Origin of the sequence: Streptomyces sp. NPDC008137 (assembly GCF_042957035.1) — a bacterium.
Lineage (GTDB): Bacteria > Actinomycetota > Actinomycetes > Streptomycetales > Streptomycetaceae > Streptomyces.
Genome location: NZ_JBIBHN010000005.1, coordinates 154785 through 176862, shown reverse-complemented (window position 1 = coordinate 176862; position 22078 = coordinate 154785). Strand labels below are relative to the sequence as shown.

Sequence of the window (22078 nt, the reverse complement as noted above, 5' to 3'; positions counted from 1 at the left end):
CACGCCCTGCGCGGGGCTCTGGGGCAGTAGGCGGAGGGCCTCTGCCCCAGGGGCCGGGTACGGCGGATGCGGCTCTCGCCGCGCTCGCTCCCAGCCGTCAGAACTTCTCCGGCCGGTCCAGATGCTCGACAAGCAGGCTCAACGCCCGCTCCACGGCCTGGCGGCGTACCTCGTCGCGTGTCCGTCCGGTGCTTGTGAACTCGTGGCTGACGGTGCGCTCCGCGTCGGAGACGCCGATGTGGACGAGGCCCACGGGCTTGCCGTCCTGGCCGGTGGGGCCGGCGACGCCGGTGGTCGAGAGACCGAGGGAACTGCCGAACAACTCCCGTACGCCGCGCGCCATCTGCTCGGCCGTCGCAGGGCTCACGGGGCCGTCCGAGGCGAGGGTCGCCTCGGACACGGAGAGGACCGTGGCCTTGGAGTCCGTCGCGTAGGTGATGGCGCCGCCGCGGTAGTAGTCCGACGCGCCGGGGGTTGCGGTGATCGTCGCTCCGAGCATGCCGCCGGTGAGGGATTCCGCGGTGCTGACGGACAGTCCGCCGGCGCGGAGCAGCGAACCGAGCTGTGCCGCGATGTCCTCCACTGTCACAAAGACTCCTCCCTCACGGGCCGCGCCGGGGTGCCCGTCGCCGCGTGCGCCCATTGAATCAACCCGATACGCGGCGGAGTCACGCCGTGCCGTGCCCCGGGGAATCGAATCGTCAGCAGATCCCCGGGGCACGGTACGTCTAGCGGGAGAGGTTGTTGATGTTCACCGGGAGGAGGCTGGTCAGGGGGTTGAGGGTGTTGAGGGCGCGGGTGGACCTGCTGAGGAGGTCGTCCCCGCTCGTGCTCACGGCAGTGCCGCCGGACCGGGCGCTGGTCTGCTCGCCCTTGTCGCCGGGGTCGGCGGCGTGAGCTGTGGTGGCAGTGGTCAGGGCGGCTCCCGCGAGAGCCAGGGCGGCGAGCGTGCGTCGTGTGTTGGTCATGCACTGCTGAACGATGGGGGACCGTATGCGTAACTAGGCCAAAACGGCGCTACTCGGTCGCCCGACGTCGTCCGCCGGGGCGGTACCGCGCACGCCGGTGAGGCCGTGCGCGGGACCGCCCCGGCGGACTACCGGCCGTCGGACGCGGTACCCCGGGGAACGAGCCGTCAGCCGGAGAACGGGACCGCGTCGGCCGGGTCGGCGTGCCAGTTGGTGGCGACGGGCCGGTCGACCAGGGCGGTGTCGGGGAGGTCGAGGCTGACCGAGTTGGCCTCGTCGCCCGTGACGGACAGGTGGATCCGCTCGAACTCCTTGCCGTGGTCGTTGTTGGTGGTCTTGGGGTTGATGCCGGCGTAGGCCCGGGTGGAGCCGGAGAGGACGACGTTCTCGCTGACGGCGTGCTCGGCCGGTCCCACCTCGGTGTCGGCGGCCGAGCCGAAGGAAGCGGAGGGGAAGACGCCCTTCAGGTAGCAGGTGACGCCCGGCTTGGCCTTGGCGGCGAGGAGGTAGTAGCCACCCGCCTGCGTCTCCGTGGTGATCTTGAAGGTCAGGTTCTTGGTCACGCAGGCCCGCGCGGTGCTGCCTCGGCTTTCGGCCGTGGCGGTCGCGGTCGCGGTGGCGGTGAGGGCCACCGCCGCGACGGCGGCCAGGGCGAGGCGGGCGGGGCGGGAGGCAAGGCGCGAACGCATCGGTATCTCCATCGTGCAGAGGTGTGTCGTCCAGCGGGCTGCTGGGACGACCGCAGCTTGTTCCGCGATCCGTCCCGCCCGCCACAGGTGGCGGTGATCGCGGGACGCCGGAACGCTGGAACGGGGTCTGACCTGCAGAGACGCAGGTGGCCTGGAACGGAGGACTGGGACGGAGGACTGGGACGGCTCGCGTCCAGAGCCGGCGTCCTGGGCCGACAGAGCCGGCGCCCTGGGCCGAGCGGTCGGGGAGCAGCCGCTTGAGCAGGGTGAGGGGGGAGTTCGTCAGCCCGGCGATGGCCAGTCCCAGGCCCGGCACCATGACCAGCACGACCGGCTGAAGCGGCGGGCACCGCGAGAAGGACGCCGGCCGTGGCCCGGTACGCTGCCGAGGCGTGCGGGGAAACCGGCCCTCGCAGCCCGACGCTTCCCGAAGGCCCGACCCTGATGCGACCGCACAGCCCGCGAGGACCCGCCTCCCCGGCGTCCGGTGTGCTGCGCGGGCTCAGGGCGGGTGTGCTCGCCGTGCTGTGTGTGCTGTTGCCGCTGGCCGGGCATGTGCTGGCGCAGTGCCACGCTCCTCGGTGGATCATCGTGGCCGGGACGGCCGCGGTGGCCGTGCCGGGCGCGACGGTGCTGACGCGGCGGAGGCTGACGGACACCCAGGTGCCGGTGGTGCTCGCTGCCGCGCAACTGGCCTGTCACGCCGCGTACTCCCTGCCCGGGGCGTGCGCGGCGGTCGCGGAACGGGGCGACTCCGGCGGCGGTTTGTCCCAGCTGATCGAGCACGACACGGTCGCCGGGCCGTCGCCCGGGGTGGTGCTGGCCGGTCACGCGGTCGTGCTCCTGCTCGCCGCCCGCCTGCTGGGCCTCACCGAGCGGCTGCTGTGGCAGAGCAGGACGCTCTGGGCGGCCGTACGACATCTGCTGCTGTTCCTGTGGCCGCTGCTGAGCGGCCGCCACGACAACGGCCCCCGGGTCGCGGTCCGCGAGAGCGCGGCTCCGCCGGTCTCGGCGCTGCTGGTACGGCTGAACGAGGGCAGGGCGCCCCCGCGTCACGGGCGCGGCCCGTCGGTCCCGCCCCTGCCCATGCCCCTGCCCCGGCTGATGCCGACGGGCGGCCCCTGCCTGCCCTGACGGGCACGAGGCGGGACGGCCGCCCTCCCTCCCCCTTGAGGAACCATGAAGAAGCTGTACAAACACCTGATCGTCGCCGCTGTCCTCGTGGCCGGTTTCGCGGCGGCCCTCGGCTCCTACCTGCTGCTCAGGCCCGACGACGGTGGCGACGCCGGGGCGGACGCGCGGACCGTCGCCGAGGCGCTGCCCGTCCGGCCCTCCAGCCACCGGCTGTCCGAGCCGGAGCGGAGCGAGCTCACGATCGTCGAGTTCCTCGACTTCGAGTGCGAGGCGTGCGGGGCGTACTACCCGGTCGTGGAGCGGCTGCGTGAGGAGTACGGCGACCGGGTCACCTTCGTCGCCCGCTACTTCCCCATGCCCGGGCACCGCAACGCCGAGCCGGCCGCACGCGCCGCCGAGGCCGCGGCGAGGCAGGGCAGGTTCGAGGCCATGTACACCAAGCTCTTCACCTCGCAGAAGGAGTGGGGCGAGTCGCGGGAGTGGAAGGAGCCCGTCTTCCGCGGCTACGCGAAGGAACTCGGTCTGGACATGAAGAAGTTCGACGCCGACTTCGCCGATCCGGAGACGGCCGGACGCGTTCAGGCCGACCAGCGTGACGGCCTGGGCCTCGGCGTCCAGGGCACGCCGACCTTCCTCGTCGACGGGACCAGGATCCAACCTCCCGCCTCCTACGAGGAGTTCAAGGCGCTCATCGAGGACAGGCTCGGCGACTGACCCCGCCCCGGCACCCCCGGAAACCGCTTAACATCACCGTGATGACGAGCAGGACGCCGCCGGCACAGCGCAGATCCCGCGGAGCGTGGTGGACCACGTGCGCCCGGGTCCTCCGTCCTGCCCTCGCCGTCCTGCTCGCGACGGTGGTGATGTGCCTGGGGCACACGGAACACGGCGTCGGCGACGACAGCCGGGCCGGGCATCACGCCATGACCACGGCGGCCGCGCACCTGGACGACTGCCCCGCCGGCGAGAGCTGCTGTGCCTCGGCCGTGCACCCGGTGGCCGGGGTGCTCGCGGCCCCCGTCCAGCCGGTGCCGGCGCTGCTGCCCCGCATGCCGGATCTCCCCAGGCGGCAGGGCGGCCCCGCGCCTGTCGCCCAGCCTCCTCCCGCGAGCGGCGCTCCCGACCTCCATGTCCTTCAGGTGCTGCGGACCTGAGCCGGATGCCATGACGCCGTGCGCCCATGTGCGCGCTCGGCGCCCCGCGACATCCATGCCATCCCCGCACCGACCGCCGTACGGCGTGCAGGAAGAAGGAGCCAGTCATGAGCAAGACCAGCAAGAAGGCCGCCGCCGTTTCCCGCAAGGCCCGGATCGAGGAGATGCGACGCGCGGAAAGAGCCCGCGAGCGCCGCAACCGCGTCCTCACCATCACGCTCAGCGCGGTCATCGTCGCCGCAGTGGCCGGCTTCGGCGCCTACGCCCTGAACAAGGCCGACGAGAAGGACGAGCAGCAGGCCGCCGCGGCGAAGAAGCCCGTACGCGGCGAGCGGACCTGGAACGCGAAGAAGCTCGGCCGCGATCACGTCCAGGCCGCCGTCGACTACCCGATGAACCCGCCCGTCGGCGGCGACCACAACCAGGCGTGGATGACCTGCGACGGCACCGTCTACACCAAGGCCATAGGCAAGGAGAACGCCGTCCACTCCCTCGAACACGGGGCGGTCTGGGTGACGTACAACGACAAGGCCGCCGACGCCGACGTCAAGGCGCTCGGCGACAAGGTCTCCAAGACCCCCTACACGCTGATGAGTCCGGTCGACGACCAGTCCGGGAAGATCATGCTGTCGGCCTGGGGCTACCAGCTCACCGTGGACAAGGCGTCGGACCCGCGGGTCGAGCAGTTCCTCACCAGGTACGTTCAGGGCTCGCAGACTCCCGAGCCGGGCGCCGCCTGCACGAACGGACTGACCCAGTAGGCGCGGGTGGGCTCGAATCACCCGTAATCGCGAGACTCATCCGCATCGCTCCGCTAGCATGTTCGAGCTTGTGACGAGTGCCCATCGCCCTTCTTCACCGGAAAACAGACTAAAAAATTGATATCCATGGCATCGCGGTTGTTCGCGCGAATAAGCAGCAGAATGACGTTCGCCGCATGGCGTCAACCGCGAGTGCTGCTATGGACCGTGGCGGGGGTGATCACCCTCGGATTCCTCGTCGCCCTGGAGATCGCCGCGCGTCACTACGGAGTGCCGGGGCCGATCACCTGCCAGGTGCAAGAGGTGATACTTCCACCCAAATCGGGCTGGCTGCTGTATGCCTGCCTGGCGATGGCGCTGATCGTCCTCAACCGACGGCAACGGTTCATCGCGGTCGGCGTCGCGGTCGGCGTCGACGCCGTCTTCCAGCTGGTGCGGTGGGCGATCGGCGCCCCCTTCCTGGCCGACGGCCACCCCTTCGGCAACGGCGCGTTGTGGGTGATCCTGGGCATCGCGGTCATGGCCGTCACGCGCCGCACCGGCGCGGAGCGTGTTCTGCTGCTGAAGGGCGTCGGGCTCGGCCTGCTGCTGGTGGCCGGCCGTAAGACCGGAGACACCTGGCTGCTCATCACGTCGAAGACCCGCCCGCTGGTCCTCGACCAGTACCTGGCGTCCGCCGATCACGCGCTCGGCAACCCGTCGTGGCTGGTGGGCCGCATCGTCACGGCGACCGGGCCGGTCGGCACCACTGTGCTCGACGTCGTCTACGCACAGCTCGCGGTGGGCGCGGTCGTCGTCGCGCTGTACCAGCTGCGCAACGTGGCGGCCGAGCGCAGCTTCCCGAAACATCATCTGGTGCGCACGTTCCTGGTGATCGGCCTCCTCGGGCCGGGCATCTACATGATCTTCCCGGTGGTCGGGCCGGTCTACGCCTACGGTGCCGACGGCGGCCACTGGGCGCTGGCCAACCTGTGGCCCGACCTGCCGCCGCCGATCGGCACCCCGCAGTCGATGCCGTTCGACGGGATCACCCCGCGCAACTGCATGCCCAGCCTGCACACGGCATGGGCCGTCGCGATCTACCTCCATTCCCGTCGGGGCCCGCGCCTGCTGCGCTACGGGGGCACGTTCTGGCTGATCGCCACGCTCGCCGCGACGCTCGGCTTCGGCTACCACTACGGCGTGGACCTCGTCGCCGGCGTGGTGTTCACGCTCACCATCGAGGCGGCCCTGCGAGCCCAGGCGCGCGGCTGGGACCGCTCGGGAATCCAGCTGGTCACCTACGGCACGACGGTGTTCGCCGCGCTCCTGGTGTCCTACCGCTGGCTGCCGGTGGAGATGGCCGCGCACCCGAAGCTGTTCGGACCCCTCCTCATCGCCTTGATGGCCTCCGTGATCTACGGCTACCTGCGGACCACTCGGGTGTGGGAACCCCAGCCCGCGCCGGTGCCGAAGCCGGAACCGCAGCCCGAGCTGGTCTGACCGCCGGACGGCCCCTCGTCACGTGCCGCGCAGGTCGACGGCGAGTTCGTCCCGCCAGTGGAGGGTGACCCGCCGCTGCAGTACCGCCTCGGCGGCGACGGTCAACGGGAGCCGGAGGAAGGACCGTAGGGCGTCGGCCGCGTCCCTTCCCGCGACCCATGCCGTGAGGTCCTCCTCCGCTACGGGGCCGCTGCCGCCGCCGGCGAGCGTCGTCCTGGTCGCGTGGACCTCCGTGACCAGGGTCCGCGACGGCGGTGCGCAGTCGCCCCGGCGGGGTGCGTTCCACGGGCCCGGCCAGGTCGAAGTCCCGGACGCACGGCCAGGGTTCACGCTCCTGCGGGGCCTCCAGGAGGGGCAGGACCAGAGCGCTGGCCGAGCGTGCGCTCGGCCGCCTCGATGCCGCCCTCGGCCGCCGGGGGGCGGAGGGTGGCACGGGTGAGGGGAGCGTGCCGGGTCAGCCAGGCGGCTATGCGGAGCCACGACTCCTGCCCTGCCGATTCCGGGGCGGCAGGGTCGTAATCCCGCCGAATTTGTGTGCGGGGCTACGGCGAGGTGAGCGGGGCGGCAAGCGGCGGAACAATGGTGAGTGAGGGCCTGGCGAGTTTCCAGGGCTGGTTCGGGCGAGGCGTTCCGCAGGCACGCTCCGCCGCCGGGCCCGCAGTCTTCGGACCGGCGCGAGCGCGCCGAAACGGAGGACCGACGCATGGCCACACCACTCACCGCCCCCCGGCTCGTCGCCGCGCTGAAGGCCGAGGGCTGCGCCGTCCACGAGGTCGGCGGCTGGCGTACCAACAACCGTAATCACAAGGGCCCCTGGGGCCCGGTGCACGGTGTGATGATCCACCACACCGTCACCGGCCCGAGCACGGACGTCGTCGAGTTGATCTACCACGGCCACAGCGCCCTGCCCGGTCCGCTCGCCACCGGGTGCATCACCAAGGACGGTGTCGTCCACCTGACCGGCAACGGCCGGGCCAACCACGCCGGCGGCGGCGACGGTGACGTGCTGAACGCCGTCATAGGCGAGTCGTACGGCACGTACCCGCCGGCCACGCACGAGCACGACGGCTCGGCAGGCGCGGTCGACGGCAACGCCCGGTTCTACGGCTGGGAGTGCGAGAACAAGGGCGACGGCAAGGACCCGTGGCCGCGCGAGCAGTACCTCGCCATGGTCAAGGCCACCGCCGCGGTCTGCCGCGCGCACGGCTGGGGCCACAAGAGCGCGATCGGTCACCTGGAGTGGAGCGACTGGAAGGTCGACCCGCGCGGATTCGACATGGCCGACTTCCGCCGTGATGTCGCCGACGCCCTGGCCCTCCCGGCGGGCCGGTGGGAAGGAGAGGACCCCATGCCCCAGTACGTCAACTTAGGTGTCGCCGGGGAGTACGAACTCGCGCCCGGCGCCTGGGACTCGGTCGAGTTCACCACGGAGTGGACCGACGAGACCGGCCACCACGCCACCGGCGGGAGCGTGTTCGCCCGTGGCCCGGCCCGCTTCAGCGGGACCCTCAGCCTCCAGATCGACGGTCTGCCGGCGGGCGCGGTCGTGCAGGCGCGCATGTCGGAGTACGAGGGCGACGAGCACCGCGCGGACCACCCGATCCACGAGATCACCGGGACCGGCGGCGGCAGCTTCGTCGTCGTGCCCCTGACCAAGCGGCTCGCCTCCGGGCGGAGTATGCGGGTGCGGCTGCTGAGCCAGGCCGCCGTGCCCGTCACCGTCGCGAACGCGGTGCTGACCGTGCTGGTGTGGACGGAGGCCTGAGGGCCGGCGCCCGTCACGGAACCGTCGGCAGGCCCGGGCCCGCGCAGCGCACGTCCGCCCCGGGCACCGTTCCGCGCACCAGATAATCCGCCACGGTGTCGTCCACGCAGGCGTTCCCCCGGCTCGCGAACACGCCGTGGGAGTAGTCGTCCTGGAGGGTGACCAGGCGTGCCCCGGGCAGCAGGCGCCGCAGGGCACGGGCTCCCTCGACCGGCGTGACGGGATCGTGCGCGGAGGCGACGAGGAGGACCGGCGGCGCGTCCGGACTGCCGAGCGGTGTGCGGTGGCCGGGCCGGTGGTGCCAGTAGGCGCAGGCGTTCGCCTCCATCCCCGTCAGGACCGGCTGCGGGTCGAGTCGGCGGGTGCGGCGGATGTCCGTGACGATGTCGCCCGGGCCGGGACCCGGCCCGTCGGCGCACTTGACGACCCGGTTGGCCGCCTCGTAGTTGCGGGACTCCGGGCCGTCGAAGGCGGTGGCCGGGCGCAGCCCGTCCGGGTCGCCGGCGGCCAGGTAGCCGCGCAGTCCGTCGGCGAGGCCCGCCCAGCGTTCGGTGCGGCCCAGCGCGCGGTACACCGCCCGGTCGAACTCCGCCGCGCCGAAGCCCGCGACGGGCCGCGCGGCCAGTCCCCGGCGCACCCGCAGATAGGACGCACGCACCTCGGCGGGAGTCTCTCCCAGGCCGAAACGCCCCGCGGACCAGGCGAAGAAGGTGTCGCGCTGCCGCAGCAGCGCCCGGCTCTGGATCACGTCGAAGTCGTACCAGTCCCACGGCCCGACCACGCTGTCCAGCACCATCCGGCCGACGCGGTGCGGGAAGCGGGCGGTGTAGGCGGCGCCGAGCCAACTGCCGTAGGAGACGCCGAGGAAGCTCGTGCGCGGCTCGCCGAGGGCCTCGCGTATCGCGTCCATGTCGTACGCCGTCTGCTCGGTGGACAGATGGGGCAGCAGGCGGCCCGCGTGCTTCGCGCAGTCGTCGGCCATCGCGCGCAGGGACGACAGGTTCGCCCGCTCCGCCCGGGGTCCGGCCGGGACCGGGTCCCCGCCCGGGCTGTCGAAGAGACCGCCCATCGGGCCGCAGGAGACCGGGGTGCTCCGCCCGACGCCGCGCGGGTCGAAGCCGACCACGTCGTACGCACGCCGCACGCTCTCGGGGAGCTTGGCTCGTTTCGTGACCGCGTAGGGGAGCCCGGAGCCGCCCGGTCCGCCCGGGTTGACCAGCAGGATGCCGCGCCGTTCGGCGGGAGTGCCCGAGGCGCGGACCCGTGAGACCGCCACCTCGATGCGGGACCCGGAGGGGTGGTGCCAGTCCAGCGGCACCGTGAGCCGTCCGCACTCGACACGGTCCGGTGCCGCCGGGCGGGGGACGGAGTCCGGGCAGGCGGAGAAGCGGAGGCGGGTGGGCGGCTCGGCCGCCCGGACCGGGCCCGCGGGGAGCAGGGCCGTGGCGGCCGTGAGAGCGCACAGGAGTGCGGTGCGGCGCAGAGAACGAGTCAAGGGGGTCTCCGGGGAACTTCACTCAAGAAGATGACAATGAAAATGATTATCGATAGCGTCTGCGGGTGGCAACCTTTTGAAAGGGGGAGTTGTGGCTCATCTGTTGGTGGTCGAGAGCTGGGTCGGGTCCATGAGCCGACTGCTGCCGCGGGCGATCCGGGAGAACGGGCACGCGTTCACGTTCCTCACCCGTGACCTGCACCACTACCTGCGCTCGGCCCCGGAGGGGACAGCCCATCCGCTGCTCGGCGCCCGCAACGTCATCACCGCCGACACCAACGACAACGAGGCGCTGCTGCCCGAGGTCGAGCGGCTGCACGGGGTGCTCGGCTTCGACGGCGTCGTCACGTCCTGCGACTACTACCTGCCGGCCGTGGCGCGGATCGCCGAGCGCCTCGGTCTGCCCGGCCCCGGGCCCGAGGCGGTCGGGAACGCCTGCCGCAAGGACGCAACCCGCCGCGTCCTCGGGGACGCGGGAGTGCCCGGCCCGCGCTTCGCCGTCCGGGAGGAGTGGGCCGACATCGCGCGGGCCGCGCGGGACATCGGCTACCCGCTGGTCGTCAAGCCCGTCGACCTGTGCGCGGGCATGTACGTGCGCCGCGTGGACGACGAGGTTCAACTCGCCGCCGCATGCCGGGCCCTGGCCGATTTCCCGGTCAACGCCCGCGGACAGCGCCGGACGCCCGCGGTGCTGCTCGAAGAGCTGCTGGACGGTCCCGAGGTCAGCGTCGAGACGGTGTCGTACGCGGGCGCGGTCCATGTGGTGGGCGTGACCGACAAGAGCGTCGGCGGGGCGCCCGCCTTCGTCGAGACCGGCCACATGTTCCCCGCCGAACTGACGACGGCCGACGCCGAGGCCGCCGAACAGACCGCGCTTGCCGCCCTCAAGGCCCTCGGGCTGACCGACGGGGTCGTGGCGCACACGGAGATCAAGCTGACCTCCGCCGGGCCGCGCGTGGTCGAGGTCAACCCCCGGCCCGCCGGGAACCGCATCACCGAGCTCATCCGGCATGTCACCGGGATCGACCTCGCCGCCGCCTTCGTGGACGTCGCCCTGGGCCGCGCACCCGACCTGCGGCCCACGGACACCGGGCTGCGCAGCGCGGCCGTCGGCTTCCTGGTGCCGGACTCCTCGGGCACCCTCGAAGCCCTGGACGACGACGGCGTGCGCGACCTGCCCGGTGTGCTGGAGGTCCAACTCGCCGAACCCGGCAAGGCGGTGAAGGCGGCGGGCAGCAACAACGAGTACCTGGGGCACGTCATGGCCGGTGACGCCGAAGGACTCGGCGCACGCGCACGCGTCGAGACCCTGCTGGACGGGCTGCGGGCGGGACTGGTGATCCGATGACCACCGCCCTCACCGGCCTGTCCTACGACCACCTGGTGACGCTCGTACGCGCGGGAGCCCTCGGGCCCGACCCCGGCACGCTGAGCATCGCCGTCGCCTTCACCACCCGGCAGGCAGTCCGGCACCACGGGCGGGGCACCGGCTACCGCAACGAGGTGCTCAGCCTGCGCCTCGCCGAGGCGGTCGGCTCCTGCGCGGTCGAACCCGGGGCGCTGCCCGACAGCGCGGTCGAGGAGTGCGTGGGCGCCGACGTGGCCCGGCTGCTGGAGCATCCGCTGCCCGCGGTGCGGGTGGCGGCCCTCGACGCCTATCTGATGCACGTCCTGCCGCACACCCCGGAGAACGGGGCCGACCCCGTCCCACTCCCCGCGGGGTCCTCCCTGGACAAGTCCCGGGCCCGCGCCCAAACCGTCGTCGGCCTGCTCGACCTGCCGCCCGGAGCCACGGTGCTCGTGGTGGGCGTGGTCAACTCCCTCCTGGAAGCGCTGCGTTCGCGTGATCTGCGCTACATCCCCTGTGACCTCAAGGGCGGCGCGACCGAATGGGGCGAGCCGGTCGTCGCCGACGCGCTCGCCGCGGCCGGTCGGTGTGACGCGCTGCTCGTCTCAGGCATGACGCTGGGCAACGACACCTTCGAACCGCTGCGGCGGCACGCCCTGGCGCACGGCAAGCAGCTCGTGATGTTCGCCCAGACCGGGAGCGCCGTGCTGCCGCGCTTCCTCGGGCAGGGCGGCGTCAGCGCGGTGTGCGCGGAGCCGTACCCCTTCTTCTGGCTCGACGGCGGCCCCGGTGTCCTGCACCGCTACGACGGCTCCTGTCCGGGAGGCGGGCGATGACCGCGACCGCGCTGCGACCGGCCGCGCGACGGGAACTGCTCTCCCTGGTCGGCCGTACCCCACTGGCCCGCATCACCGCCGATCTGCCGGGCCCGCACCCCGGGTTCTGGGCCAAGCTCGAAGGGCTCGCAGCGGGCGGGATGAAAGCCCGGGCCGCCGTGTCGATGCTGCTGGGCGCCCGCGAGCGCGGCGAACTGCTGCCCGGCGCCCCGGTGGTGGAGTCCACCTCCGGCACCCTCGGCATCGGGCTCGCCTTCGCCGGACAGGCCCTCGGCCATCCCGTAGTGCTCGTCGGTGACCGCGAACTGGAGCCGTCCATGCGCCAGTTGCTGCGCTCCCACGGAGTACGGCTTGAGATCGCCGACCGTCCGCTGGAGCGGGGCGGCTGGCAGGCCGCGCGCCTGGCCCGGCTGCGGGAACTGCTGGCGGAACTGCCCGGCGCCTACTGGCCCGACCAGTACAACAACCCCGACAACACCGCCGGTTACGCCTCCCTGGCGGCCGAGATCGCCGTCGAACTCGACCATCTGGACATCCTGGTGTGCAGCGTCGGCACCGGCGGCCACAGCGCGGGCATCATCGGCCCGCTGCGCCGGCACTGGCCCGCCCTGCGGCTCATCGGCGTGGACGCCACCGGCTCGACCATCTTCGGCCAGCCCGCCCGGCCCCGGCTGATGCGCGGCCTCGGCAGCAGCATCCACCCGCGCAACGTCGCCTACGACGCCTTCGACGAGGTCCACTGGGTGGGCCCGGCCGAGGCCGTCGACAGCTGCCGCCTTCTGGCGCGGGGCGCCTTCGTCAGCGGCGGCTGGTCCACCGGCGCCGCCGCCCGGGTCGCCGCCTGGGCCGCCCGCGTCCACCCCGGGGCGGTCGTCGCCACCGTCTTCCCCGACGGCCCGCACCGCTACCTCGGCACGGTCTACGACGACGACTTCACCGCAGACCACGGCCTCGACCCGGACGCCGCGGCCACCCGGCCCGTCGAGATACCGCACCCGCACGCGGCGGAGGCCGCCGGCTGGGTCCGCTGCACCCGCGTCAGCGATCCGCTCGCCGCCCCCGCCCCGAAGAAAGAGACCTTGTGAAGTCCAGCCTGCGCACCGTACGCCTCGAACTCGCCGAGCCGCTGCGCATCTCCCGCTCCACCATGACCGCACGCGACGCCGTATGGCTCACCGTCGAGCACGACGGACTGCGCGGCCACGGCGAGGCCGTCACCAGCGTGTACTACGGCCTCGGCACCGAAACGCTCGTACGGATCCTCTCCGCCGTGGACCTGAGCCGTTTCGCCGGTCCGGAGAGCGCCCTGGAGGCCCTGCGGGCCGGGGAGCTGACCCCGAGTGACACGCCGCCCGCGGTCACCGCCGCCGTGGAGTCGGCGCTGCTCGACCTGGCCGGCAAGCGCGCGGGCGTCCCCGTGCACCGTCTCCTCGGCACCACCGCCCCGCCCGTCGCCGCGACCGCCCGCACCATCGGCATCACGGACCTGGCCCGTGCGGCGGCCGAGGCCCGGCGTCTCGCAGCGAGCGGCTTCGAGATCATCAAGGTCAAGGCGGGCGCCCCCGACCCCGAGGACGACATCGAGCGTGTCCGCGTCATCCGCGACGCCGCGCCCCGCGCCCGGCTGCTCCTCGACCCCAACGGCGCCTGGTCCGTGGCACGGGCGGACGCCCTGCTGCCACGCTTCGCCGACCTCGGCGTGGAGGCCGTCGAGCAACCCGTCCCGCCCGGCGACCCGGACGCCCTGGGCGCCCTCGCGGAGCGCGCGCCGCTGCCCGTCATCGCCGACGAGGACGCCGTGACCCTGGAGGACGTCCGCCGCCTCGCCGGACGCGTCCAGGGCGTCAACGTCAAGCTCGCCAAGTGCGGCGGCGTCCACGCGGCCCTGCGCATCGCCGAGCTCATCGAGGGCAGCGGCACCGGCCTGATGCTCGGCTGCCTGACCGCAGGCACCCTCGGACTCGCCCCCGCCGTCCACCTCGCCGACCGGGCCCGCTGGGCCGACCTCGACGGGCATCTGCTGCTCGCCCACGACCCGTGGACCGGCATCGGCGGCACCGACGGCGTCGTCCGCACCAGTGGCCTCCCCGGCCTGGGCGTCGAGGAGGTGGCGGTCCGTGCGGACGTGGCATGAGATACGGCGCTTCCCGCTCGCCGTGCGGCTCCTGCTGGTCAACCAGCTCGGCGTCAACACCGGCTTCTACCTGCTCATCCCCTACCTCGCCACCCACCTCACCGAGAACCTCGGCCTGTCGGCGGCGGTCGTCGGCATCGTCCTCGGCGTCCGCAACCTCAGCCAGCAGGGCCTGTTCATCATCGGCGGCTCCGCCTCCGACCGGCTCGGCGCACGGGGCGTGATCATCGCGGGCTGCGCCCTGCGCACCCTCGGATTCGCGCTGTTCGCGCTCGGCGACGGGCTGACGGTACTGCTCGCCGCGTCCGTGCTGAGCGGGCTCGCGGGAGCGCTGTTCAACCCGGCCGTGCGGGCGTATCTGGCGCAGGAGTCCGGGGAGCGCAAGGCGGAGGCGTTCGCGCTGTTCAACGTGTTCGCCACGACCGGAGCGCTCATCGGCCCGTTGCTGGGCAGCGCCCTGCTGCTCGTCGACTTCCGCACCTCCGCGCTCACCGCGGCCGGGATCTTCGCCGTCCTCACCGTGGCGCAGGCGCTCGTCCTGCCCGCGCGGAAGGTAGAGCCGAGCGGCAGCGGCGTCCTCGGTGACTGGCGCGAAGTGCTCGGCAACCGCGCCTTCGTCGCCTTCGCGCTCGCCATGGTCGGCATGTTCACCCTGGAGAACCAGCTGTATCTGCTGCTGCCCGCCGGGGCCCGGGAGGCGACCGGCTGGGACGGGGCGGCGGGCATCGTCTTCCTCGTCGGCACGGTCGCCAACCTGGCGCTTCAGCTGAGGATCACACGGTCCCTCAAGGCCCGGGGCGACCGAGGGCGCTGGATCGCGGTCGGACTCGCGGTGATGGCGCTGGCCTTCCTGCTCCCGGCCTTCCTCGCGGGCGTCGTACCGGTGCTCGCCGGAGCCCTGCTGCTCTACCTCGGCGTCATGATCGCCCAGCCGTTCGTCATGGAGCTGGTCCCCGGCTTCGGCCGCCCCGAACTGACCGGCACCTACTTCGGCATCTTCTACGTCGTCTCCGGCATCGCCGCGGCCCTCGGCAACACCGCCGTCGGCTGGGCCATGGACAGGGGTGAAGACGGCGCCGGGTGGCTGCCCTGGGTGTGCTGCGCCTGCTTCGGCCTCGCCTCCGCGCTCGGCGTGGCCCGGCTGCGCCGGCTCGGTGCCCTGCCCGCGATCCCGGCCCCGGAGGTGCCCGCCCCGGCGGGGGAGAGGAGCAAGGCGTGACGAGCGGCAACCTCCTCACCGACCATCCGGCGCTGTACGAGGCCCGCTTCCCCGACGCCCAGCGGCTGGCCGCCCGGTGGACCGAGGACCGCCTGCGCTTTCACGGGGCCGGGCCGCGCGTACTGGACATGGGCTGCGGCACCGGCCGGGACGCGGCCGGACTGCACGCGGCAGGGCGCATCGTCACCGGCGCCGACCTGTCCGAGGCGATGCTCACCCACGCCCGCGCACACCACCCCGGCCCGCAGTACGTCCGCGCCGACCTGCACGGCTTCGACCTCGGCCCCTTCGACGCCGTCGTGTGCCTGGACAGCTCCCTCCTGTACTGCCACACCAACGACCAGCTCGACGGCTTCCTCGCCTCCTGCCACAAGGCCCTCAGCCCGGGCGGCCTGCTGGTCGCGGAGATGCGAAACGGCGCGTACTTCCTCGGCCGCACCGACCTTCTGGACCGGCCCACCGCCAACGCCTTCGCCTGGCAGGGCACGCCGTACCGCTCCACCACGACGCTGACGGTGGACCGCACGGCCCAACTCCTGCGCCGCACCCGCGTCTGGACCACCGGCGACGGATCCGAGCCCGTCACCCAGCACTCCGCCTGGCGGCTGCTCTTCCCGCACGAACTGCGGCACTTCCTCACGGCGCACGGATTCGAGGTGCTCGAACTCCACGACGGTCCCGGACCGCGCACCGAACCTCCCTGGCGGGAGGGCGAGTCGCCCGGCCGGACGACCGACGCGGACCGGCTCCACCTCGTCGCCCGCCGCCCGCACACCCACTGACCCGAAGGACCAGTCATGCACGACGCACACTTCCCCGGCCTGCGCCGGCGCGGCTTCCTCGCCGCCACCACCGGCGCCGCCGCCCTCGCCCTCACCGGCTGCGGCGGAGGCACGGACGACAGGACGGACAGCGGCAGCGGGGACAAGCCGAAGCGCGGCGGACGGCTGCGCGCCGCCTTCGCCGGCGGCGGCGCGAGCGAGACCCTCGCCCCGCATCTGGCCAGCCTGTTCGCCGACGTCGCCCGCGCCAAGGCCCTCTACGACAAGCTCGCCGACTACGACGCCGACCTCTCCGCCAGCCCCCGCCTCGCCGCCGCGTGGGAGCCGAACAGGACCCTCGACCGCTGGCAGGTCACCCTGCGCGAGGCCGCCTTCCACGACGGCAGGCCGGTCACCGCCAAGGACGTCCTGCACAGCTACCGCCGGATCGCCGACCCGAAGCAGGCGTTCCGCGCCAAGGCGTCCCTGGAACCCATCGACCTCGACGCCAGCCGCGCCACCGGCGAGCGGACCGTCGAGTTCGTCCTCAAGCGCCCCACCGCCGAATTCCCCAACATCCTGGCCGCGTTCGGCGCGTACATCGTCCCCGAGCACGCGAGCGACTTCGACAAGAAGCCGATCGGCTCCGGCCCCTTCCGCTTCGTCTCCTTCGCGCCCGGCCGCTCCGCCGTCCTCCGCCGCCACGAGGACTACTGGGACGGCGCCCCCTACCTCGACGAACTCGAGTTCGTGGTCGCCAACGAGGAGTCCGCGCGCGTCAACGCCCTCCTCGCCGGTCAGGTCGAGTACGCCCACGAACTCAACCCCACCACCGCACGCGCCCACGAGGGCCGGGGACAGATCGAGATCGTCCGGCTGCGCAACAGCGCCATGCAGGCGTTCTGCATGAAGACCGACCGGCCGCCCTTCGACGACCGGCGGGTGCGCGAGGCGTTCTTCCTCATCGCCGACCGGAAGGAACTCGTCGACGGCGCCCTCTCCGGCGCGGGCGAGACCGGCAACGACCTGTTCGGCAAGGGCTACGAGTACTACGCCGACGGCCTGCCCCAGCGCGAGCAGGACCTCGACCGCGCCCGCGCCCTGCTGAAGAAGGCCGGCGCCGAGAAGCTGAAGGTCACCCTGGACACCTCGGCCGTCGCCGCCGGCTTCACCGAGGCGGCCGGCATCTTCCGCGACCAGGCCGCCAAGGCCGGCGTCACGATCGACGTGCGGATGGGCAGCAAGGACTCCTACTGGAGCGACATCCTCGACGGCGGCACCCTGTGCTGCTACCGCTCCGGCGCCATGCCCATCGAGGCCCACATCTCCCAGCGGCTGCTCACCGACTCCACGACCAACGCCACCCACTGGCGGCACAAGGACTTCGACGCCCTCTACCAGCAGGCGCAGTCCACCCGCGACAAGGCCGGGCGGGCCGCCGTCTACGAGCGGATGCAGCGCCGCCTGTATGCCGAGGGCGGCTTCCTGATCTGGGGCTTCGCCGACTGGATCCTCGGAACGTCCAGGACAGTGAGGGGGGTCGAGACGAAGGCCCCCGCAAATACCCTCGACTGGGCCCGCTTCGACAAGGTATGGCTGGCGTGAAACGCGCCCTAAAGGGGCGCGGGGCTGTATCGATATGCGGCTCCGCCGCGGGGCGCCACAAGCCACGACGCAGCCGCACCCGACAGACGACACACCGTGGCACATCCTTCGTCGCCCGACGACTTGCCCTGGGCGCAGCCCAAACCGTGGCCGTCGTCCTCCTGGTCTTCGCCCTCACCGAAGCCCTCCCCGGCGACGCCGCCGTCGCGCTCGCGGGCGACCAGCCCGACCCCACCCGCATCGCGGCGATCCGCGAGGCCATGGACCTCGACCGCCCCGCCCACGAACGGCTGCTGAGCTGGGCCGCAGGCCTGCCGCACGGCGACTTCGGCACCTCCCTGACCTCCGGCCGTCCGGTGGCCCAGTACATCGCGGACGGTTTCGGCCCGAGCCTGCTGCTGGCCGCGCTCACCGTCGCCCTGCTCGTCCCGCTCGGCTTCGGGCTCGGCGTGCTGGCCGCCCGGCACGAGGGGCGGCTGATCGACCGGCTGATCAGCTCCGTCACGCTCGCCGTGTACGCCGTGCCCGAATTCGCCCTCGGGGTACTGCTGGTGACGGTCGTCGCACTCAAACTGGCCTGGCTGCCGCCGACGGCGGTGGGCTACGGCACGGACCTGCTCGGCCACCCGGCCGTGCTCGTCCTGCCCGTGCTGGTCCTGCTGTCCCGCCCGGTCTGCTCCCTGTCCCGCCTGGTCCGGGCCGGCATGGTCGACGCCCTCGCCTCGCCCTACGCCGCCCACGCCCGCCGCTACGGCGTCCCCGGCGCACGCGTCCGCTACGCCCACGCCCTGCCCAACGCGCTCGCCCCGGCGGCCCAGCAACTCGCCCGCACCGTCGACTGGCTGCTGTGCGGGGTCATCGTCGTGGAGGCGCTCTTCGTGATCCCCGGCCTGGGCACGGTCCTCCTCAACGCGGTCGCCGAGCGGGACGTGCCGGTGGTGCAGGGGCTGGCGGTGGTGTTCGGCGTACTGACCGTCGTACTGAACCTGGGCGCGGACGCGGTCGCGTACCGGCTGACGCCGCGGGCGGGGGTGGCGGCATGAGGGCGCGCCGGCTGCTGCCCGGCCTCGTCGTGGTCGCGGTCCCGCTGCTGCTCGCCCTTCTGGGGCCCGTGTTCGCCGGTGAACCCGGCCCCCGCGCCGTCTCCTTCACCCTCGGCGGCGGCCACTGGCTCGGCACCGACTTCGTCGGCCGGGACGTCTGGCGGCAGGTGCTGCACGGCGGCCGTACGGTCGTGCTGACCGCCCTCGCGGCGACCGCCCTCGCCTACGTCGTCGCCCTGCCGGTCGGGCTCGCCGCCGCCGTCACCCGGGCTCGGTGGCTGGAGGAGCTGCTGATGCGGCCGCTGGACGTGCTGCTCGCCGTACCGTCGCTGCTGCTGATCCTGCTGGTGGCGTCCGTGTTCTCGCCGGGCGCGGCCGGCCTCGCGCTGCTCGTCGCGCTGGTGAACGTGCCCGACGCCGCCCGGATCGTACGGGCCGCGGCGGCCGAGGCGGCGGCCCGGCCCGCCGTGGAGGCGCTGCGCATGCAGGGCGAGTCCTGGTGGCGCGTCGCCGTCGGCTACGTCGGCCGCTCCGCCCTGCGCACCCTGGCCGCCGACGCCGGAGTCCGGCTGACCGGAGTGCTGTACCTGGTCTCCACGGCCGCGTTCCTCGGCGTGGGCGTCGCCCCGGACGCCGCCGACTGGGCGGTCATGGTCGACCGCAACCGCACGGGCCTGTTCATCCAGCCCTGGGCCGTGGTCGTGCCCGCCCTGCTGATCGTCGCCCTGACGACGGGCACCAACCTGCTCTTCGACGCCGCACTGGACAAGAAAGGGCGCCGCCCGTGAGCCATGAGACCGACCTGGTCGCCGAGATCCGTGATCTGCGCGTCGAGATCGCCGGCCGGGCCATCGTCGACGGGGTGGATCTGCGTGTCGTCCCCGGCCGGGTGACCGCCCTGGTCGGTGCCTCGGGGAGCGGCAAGACCACCACCGGTCTCGCGCTGCTGGGGGAGTATCCGCCCGGCGCCCGGGTCACCGGGGAGGTACGCCGGTCCGGTGACGGCCCGGTCGGGTACGTGCCCCAGCACCCCGCAGCCGTCCTCAACCCGGCCCGTCGCGTCAGCGCCCTGCTCGACGACATCGCCCGCGCCCAAGTACGCCACCTGCCCCGCGCCCAGCGCGCGACGGCGGCCCGGGAACGGGTACGCGAAGCGCTGGCCGCCGCACAACTCCCCGACCCCGAAGCCCTGTTGCGCCGCCACCCCCACCAGCTCTCCGGCGGCCAGCAGCAACGCGTCGTCCTCGCCCAGGCCCTCCTCCTCGGCGCCCGTGTCATCGTCGCCGACGAACCCACCACCGGCCAGGACGCGCTCACCAAGCGCGGCATCGCCGGCCGGCTGACGGCCGTCGCGGCCCGCGGCATCGCGGTCGTCCTGCTCAGCCACGACCTGGACGTGGTCCGCGCGCTCGCCGACGAGGTCCTCGTCCTGCGCGCCGGCCGGGTCGTGGAGTCGGGCCCCGCGCAGCGCCTGTGGCACGCACCCCGCCACGCATGGACCCGCCGCCTGCTCGCTGAACACGTCCCGGCGCTCGCCGACGAGGCAGGCGCTGACTCGGCTCAGAACCGCCGCCCCGCCCCGCCGCAACCCGACCGCCCCGCCCGTGCCCCGGCCGGCGAGGACGCCCCCGCCCCGGCCCGTCACCCCGTCCTCCGCGTCAGTCACCTCACCGCCCGGCACCGCGAGGGAGCCCGCGGCGGCAGCACCACGGTCCTGCGCACCCCGCACCTCGACCTGCACTCCGGCGAATGCCTCGCCGTCGTGGGCCGCTCGGGGAGCGGAAAGACCACCCTCGCCCGCTGCCTGGCCGGACTCCACCGGGACCACGACGGCGAGATCCTGCTCGACGGGACCGCGCTGCCGCGCAGCCTGCGGCGGCGAAGCCGTGCCCAACTGGCTGCCGTGCAGTACGTCTTCCAGGACGCCCGGGCCGCCTTCGACGAGCACCGGCCCGTCCTCGCCCAGGTCGCCCGCACCGCCGTCCGGCTGCGCGGCGCCGACGAGCAGACGGCCACGGACGAGGCCCTGACCACGCTCGCGAGCCTCGGGCTCCCGGACGGTACGGTCCGCCGCAGCCCCGGCGAGCTCTCCGGCGGCGAACTCCAGCGCGCCGCCCTCGCCCGCGCCCTCCTCGCCCGCCCCCGGGTCCTGGTCTGCGACGAGATCACCTCCGGCCTCGACACCGTCACCCGCCGCGGCATCCTCGACCTGCTCACCGCACTCGTCCGCGACCGCGACGACCTCGCCCTCGTGCTCATCACCCACGACCTGGACACGGCGGCGCTCGCGCACCGCATCGCCGTACTGGACGGGGGCGAACTCGTCGAACAGGGCCCGGCCCGAAGGGTCCTGACCGAGCCGCGGCATCCATTCACCGCCGCCCTCGCGGAGACGATCGCCCGTCCCGGTACGTATACCCGGGCATGAGCCGAAGCGATTCACACCCGTTACGAGTTGAACGAGGGCGCGGCCCTGTGATTAAGGTGCGGGCGATGTTCTGCGCAGACACCACACCTTTACTCCAGGCAAGACAAGGCACGGCAGCTTCTAGTCGCTGGGGGAGGGCCCGTGAGTGACACGGTGGCGACGGCCCGGCCGGCGGCCGAAGAAGCCCGGGCCACCCGGACGAAAGAGCAGGACGCGCCGGCCCGGCCGGTCCGGCAGCGGGACGCGTTCTTCGACAACGCCAAGTACCTGGCGATCGTGCTGGTGGCCGTGGGGCACGCCTGGGAGCCGTTGCGGCCGGGCAGCAGGGCCGTCACCGCGCTCTACATGCTCGTCTACGCCTTCCACATGCCGGCGTTCATCATCATCTCCGGCTACTTCTCGCGCACCTTCGACGGGAGCCCGGGGAAGCTGAGGCGCCTGGTCACCGGCGTCGTCGTCCCGTACGTCGTGTTCGAGACGGCGTACACCCTGTTCACCCGCTGGACCAGCCAGGATCCCGATCGCCCGGTCAGCCTGCTGGATCCCCTGTATCTGACCTGGTTCCTCGCGGCGTTGTTCGTCTGGCGGCTGACCACGCCGCTCTGGCGTCATGTGCGGTGGCCGCTGCCGCTGGCCTTCGTCATCGCGATGCTGGCGACGCTCTCGCCGTCCATCGGCAACGACCTGGACCTGCAACGCACCCTGCAGTTCCTGCCGTACTTCGTCCTCGGACTGCTGCTGCGCCCGGAGCACTTCCGGCTGGTGCGCCGGCGCGAGGTGCGCCTGCTCGCCGTGCCGGTCGCCGTCTGCGCCCTCGCCGTGGCGTACTGGGCCGTTCCGAGGATGAACTACGCCTGGTTCTTCCACGCGGACAGCGCCCGGGCCCTGGCCGCGCCCTTCTGGTACGGGCCCCTGATGACCCTGGCCGCCTTCGGCTGCTCGGTCGTCCTGGTCGCCTGTTTCCTCGCCTGGGTGCCGGGGCGCCGGATGTGGTTCACCGCGTTGGGCGCGGGCACGCTGTGCGGCTATCTGCTGCACGGCTTCGTCGCGCAGGCCGCCGAGTACTGGGGCTGGTACGAACCGGCCTGGGTCCGGGGACCCGCCGGCGCGCTCATCGCCACGCTGGTGGCCGCCGCGGTCATGGCCGGGCTGTGCACGCCGTCCGTACGGCGTCTGTTCCGCTGTGTGACGGAGCCCGGGATGCGGTGGGCCTTCCGCCGGGCCGCGGGGTGAGCGCCGAGCCCGCGGGCCGGCGT

The 22078-nt window shown here is 73.0% G+C and carries 22 protein-coding genes; 17 read left to right on the top strand and 5 right to left on the bottom strand.

Going from position 1 to position 22078, the window contains the following annotated elements; all coding sequences use genetic code 11:
- Positions 1–97: 97 nt before the first annotated feature.
- The 3 genes from ACFZBT_RS10680 to ACFZBT_RS10670 form a co-directional block, all read right to left on the bottom strand.
- Entirely contained in the window at positions 98–589 is a 492-nt protein-coding gene (locus ACFZBT_RS10680) for a nicotinamide-nucleotide amidohydrolase family protein (protein ID WP_391101054.1), read from the bottom strand.
- A gap of 139 nt (positions 590–728) precedes the next feature.
- Positions 729–968 (bottom strand): hypothetical protein, encoded by a 240-nt coding sequence (locus ACFZBT_RS10675; protein WP_391101052.1) that lies wholly within the window; start codon positions 966–968, stop codon positions 729–731.
- 167 nt (positions 969–1135) lie between these two features.
- Complete coding sequence (locus tag ACFZBT_RS10670) at positions 1136–1657, bottom strand: DUF4232 domain-containing protein (RefSeq protein WP_391101049.1); 522 nt, start codon at positions 1655–1657, stop codon at positions 1136–1138.
- A gap of 444 nt (positions 1658–2101) precedes the next feature.
- Here ACFZBT_RS10670 and ACFZBT_RS10665 point away from each other — a divergent pair, with 444 nt between their 5' ends.
- The 5 genes from ACFZBT_RS10665 (at position 2102) to ACFZBT_RS10645 (ending at position 6188) form a co-directional block, all read left to right on the top strand.
- On the top strand, positions 2102–2791 hold the full coding sequence (locus tag ACFZBT_RS10665) for a hypothetical protein (protein WP_391101047.1): 690 nt from the start codon (positions 2102–2104) through the stop codon (positions 2789–2791).
- A 45-nt stretch (positions 2792–2836) separates the two neighbouring features.
- Positions 2837–3505 carry a thioredoxin domain-containing protein gene (locus ACFZBT_RS10660; RefSeq protein WP_391101044.1) on the top strand — a complete coding sequence of 223 codons (669 nt, stop codon included), beginning with the start codon at positions 2837–2839 and terminating at the stop codon, positions 3503–3505.
- A 41-nt stretch (positions 3506–3546) separates the two neighbouring features.
- Positions 3547–3945, top strand: coding sequence for a hypothetical protein (locus ACFZBT_RS10655; RefSeq protein WP_391101042.1), 399 nt, complete (start codon positions 3547–3549; stop codon positions 3943–3945).
- 107 nt (positions 3946–4052) lie between these two features.
- Entirely contained in the window at positions 4053–4706 is a 654-nt protein-coding gene (locus ACFZBT_RS10650) for a DUF3105 domain-containing protein (protein ID WP_391101040.1), read from the top strand.
- 162 nt (positions 4707–4868) lie between these two features.
- Positions 4869–6188, top strand: coding sequence for a DUF5933 domain-containing protein (locus ACFZBT_RS10645; RefSeq protein WP_391101037.1), 1320 nt, complete (start codon positions 4869–4871; stop codon positions 6186–6188).
- Between the two features lie 18 nt (positions 6189–6206).
- On the opposite strand, the gene ACFZBT_RS10640 is transcribed toward ACFZBT_RS10645, so the two are convergent.
- Positions 6207–6518, bottom strand: a complete 312-nt coding sequence (locus tag ACFZBT_RS10640) for a hypothetical protein (protein ID WP_391101034.1) — start codon at positions 6516–6518, stop codon at positions 6207–6209.
- Positions 6519–6891: 373 nt separating this feature from the next.
- Between ACFZBT_RS10640 and ACFZBT_RS10635 the strand changes: the two genes are divergently transcribed.
- Entirely contained in the window at positions 6892–7953 is a 1062-nt protein-coding gene (locus ACFZBT_RS10635) for an N-acetylmuramoyl-L-alanine amidase (protein ID WP_391101031.1), read from the top strand.
- A 13-nt stretch (positions 7954–7966) separates the two neighbouring features.
- Here the strand turns inward: ACFZBT_RS10635 and ACFZBT_RS10630 are convergent, their stop codons facing one another.
- Complete coding sequence (locus ACFZBT_RS10630; RefSeq protein WP_391101029.1) at positions 7967–9448, bottom strand: alpha/beta fold hydrolase; 1482 nt, start codon at positions 9446–9448, stop codon at positions 7967–7969.
- Between the two features lie 91 nt (positions 9449–9539).
- Here ACFZBT_RS10630 and ACFZBT_RS10625 point away from each other — a divergent pair, with 91 nt between their 5' ends.
- The 11 genes from ACFZBT_RS10625 (at position 9540) to ACFZBT_RS10575 (ending at position 22055) form a co-directional block, all read left to right on the top strand.
- Positions 9540–10796: an ATP-grasp domain-containing protein gene (locus ACFZBT_RS10625; protein ID WP_391101027.1), complete on the top strand. Its 1257-nt coding sequence runs from the start codon at positions 9540–9542 to the stop codon at positions 10794–10796.
- Entirely contained in the window at positions 10793–11632 is an 840-nt protein-coding gene (locus ACFZBT_RS10620) for a Rossmann-like domain-containing protein (protein ID WP_391101025.1), read from the top strand. The genes ACFZBT_RS10625 and ACFZBT_RS10620 overlap by 4 nt, the downstream gene beginning before the upstream one ends.
- On the top strand, positions 11629–12717 hold the full coding sequence (locus ACFZBT_RS10615) for a pyridoxal-phosphate dependent enzyme (RefSeq protein WP_391101023.1): 1089 nt from the start codon (positions 11629–11631) through the stop codon (positions 12715–12717). Before ACFZBT_RS10620 ends, ACFZBT_RS10615 begins: the two co-directional genes overlap by 4 nt.
- The gene (locus ACFZBT_RS10610; protein ID WP_391101021.1) at positions 12714–13766 is read left to right on the top strand and encodes an enolase C-terminal domain-like protein; all 1053 of its coding nucleotides are present in this window, start codon (positions 12714–12716) and stop codon (positions 13764–13766) included. Before ACFZBT_RS10615 ends, ACFZBT_RS10610 begins: the two co-directional genes overlap by 4 nt.
- Positions 13750–14985, top strand: coding sequence for an MFS transporter (locus ACFZBT_RS10605; protein WP_391101019.1), 1236 nt, complete (start codon positions 13750–13752; stop codon positions 14983–14985). The genes ACFZBT_RS10610 and ACFZBT_RS10605 overlap by 17 nt, the downstream gene beginning before the upstream one ends.
- Complete coding sequence (locus ACFZBT_RS10600) at positions 14982–15767, top strand: methyltransferase domain-containing protein (RefSeq protein WP_391101017.1); 786 nt, start codon at positions 14982–14984, stop codon at positions 15765–15767. The genes ACFZBT_RS10605 and ACFZBT_RS10600 overlap by 4 nt, the downstream gene beginning before the upstream one ends.
- Positions 15768–15782: 15 nt before the next feature.
- Positions 15783–17351, top strand: a complete 1569-nt coding sequence (locus ACFZBT_RS10595; protein ID WP_391101015.1) for an ABC transporter substrate-binding protein — start codon at positions 15783–15785, stop codon at positions 17349–17351.
- 146 nt (positions 17352–17497) lie between these two features.
- A complete protein-coding gene (locus tag ACFZBT_RS10590) occupies positions 17498–18394 on the top strand; it encodes an ABC transporter permease subunit (RefSeq protein WP_391101013.1) in 897 nt (298 codons plus the stop codon).
- Entirely contained in the window at positions 18391–19182 is a 792-nt protein-coding gene (locus ACFZBT_RS10585; protein ID WP_391101010.1) for an ABC transporter permease subunit, read from the top strand. Before ACFZBT_RS10590 ends, ACFZBT_RS10585 begins: the two co-directional genes overlap by 4 nt.
- On the top strand, positions 19179–20822 hold the full coding sequence (locus ACFZBT_RS10580) for an ATP-binding cassette domain-containing protein (RefSeq protein ID WP_391101007.1): 1644 nt from the start codon (positions 19179–19181) through the stop codon (positions 20820–20822). The genes ACFZBT_RS10585 and ACFZBT_RS10580 overlap by 4 nt, the downstream gene beginning before the upstream one ends.
- 141 nt (positions 20823–20963) lie before the next feature.
- Positions 20964–22055, top strand: coding sequence for an acyltransferase family protein (locus ACFZBT_RS10575; protein WP_391101004.1), 1092 nt, complete (start codon positions 20964–20966; stop codon positions 22053–22055).
- Positions 22056–22078 lie beyond the last annotated feature (23 nt).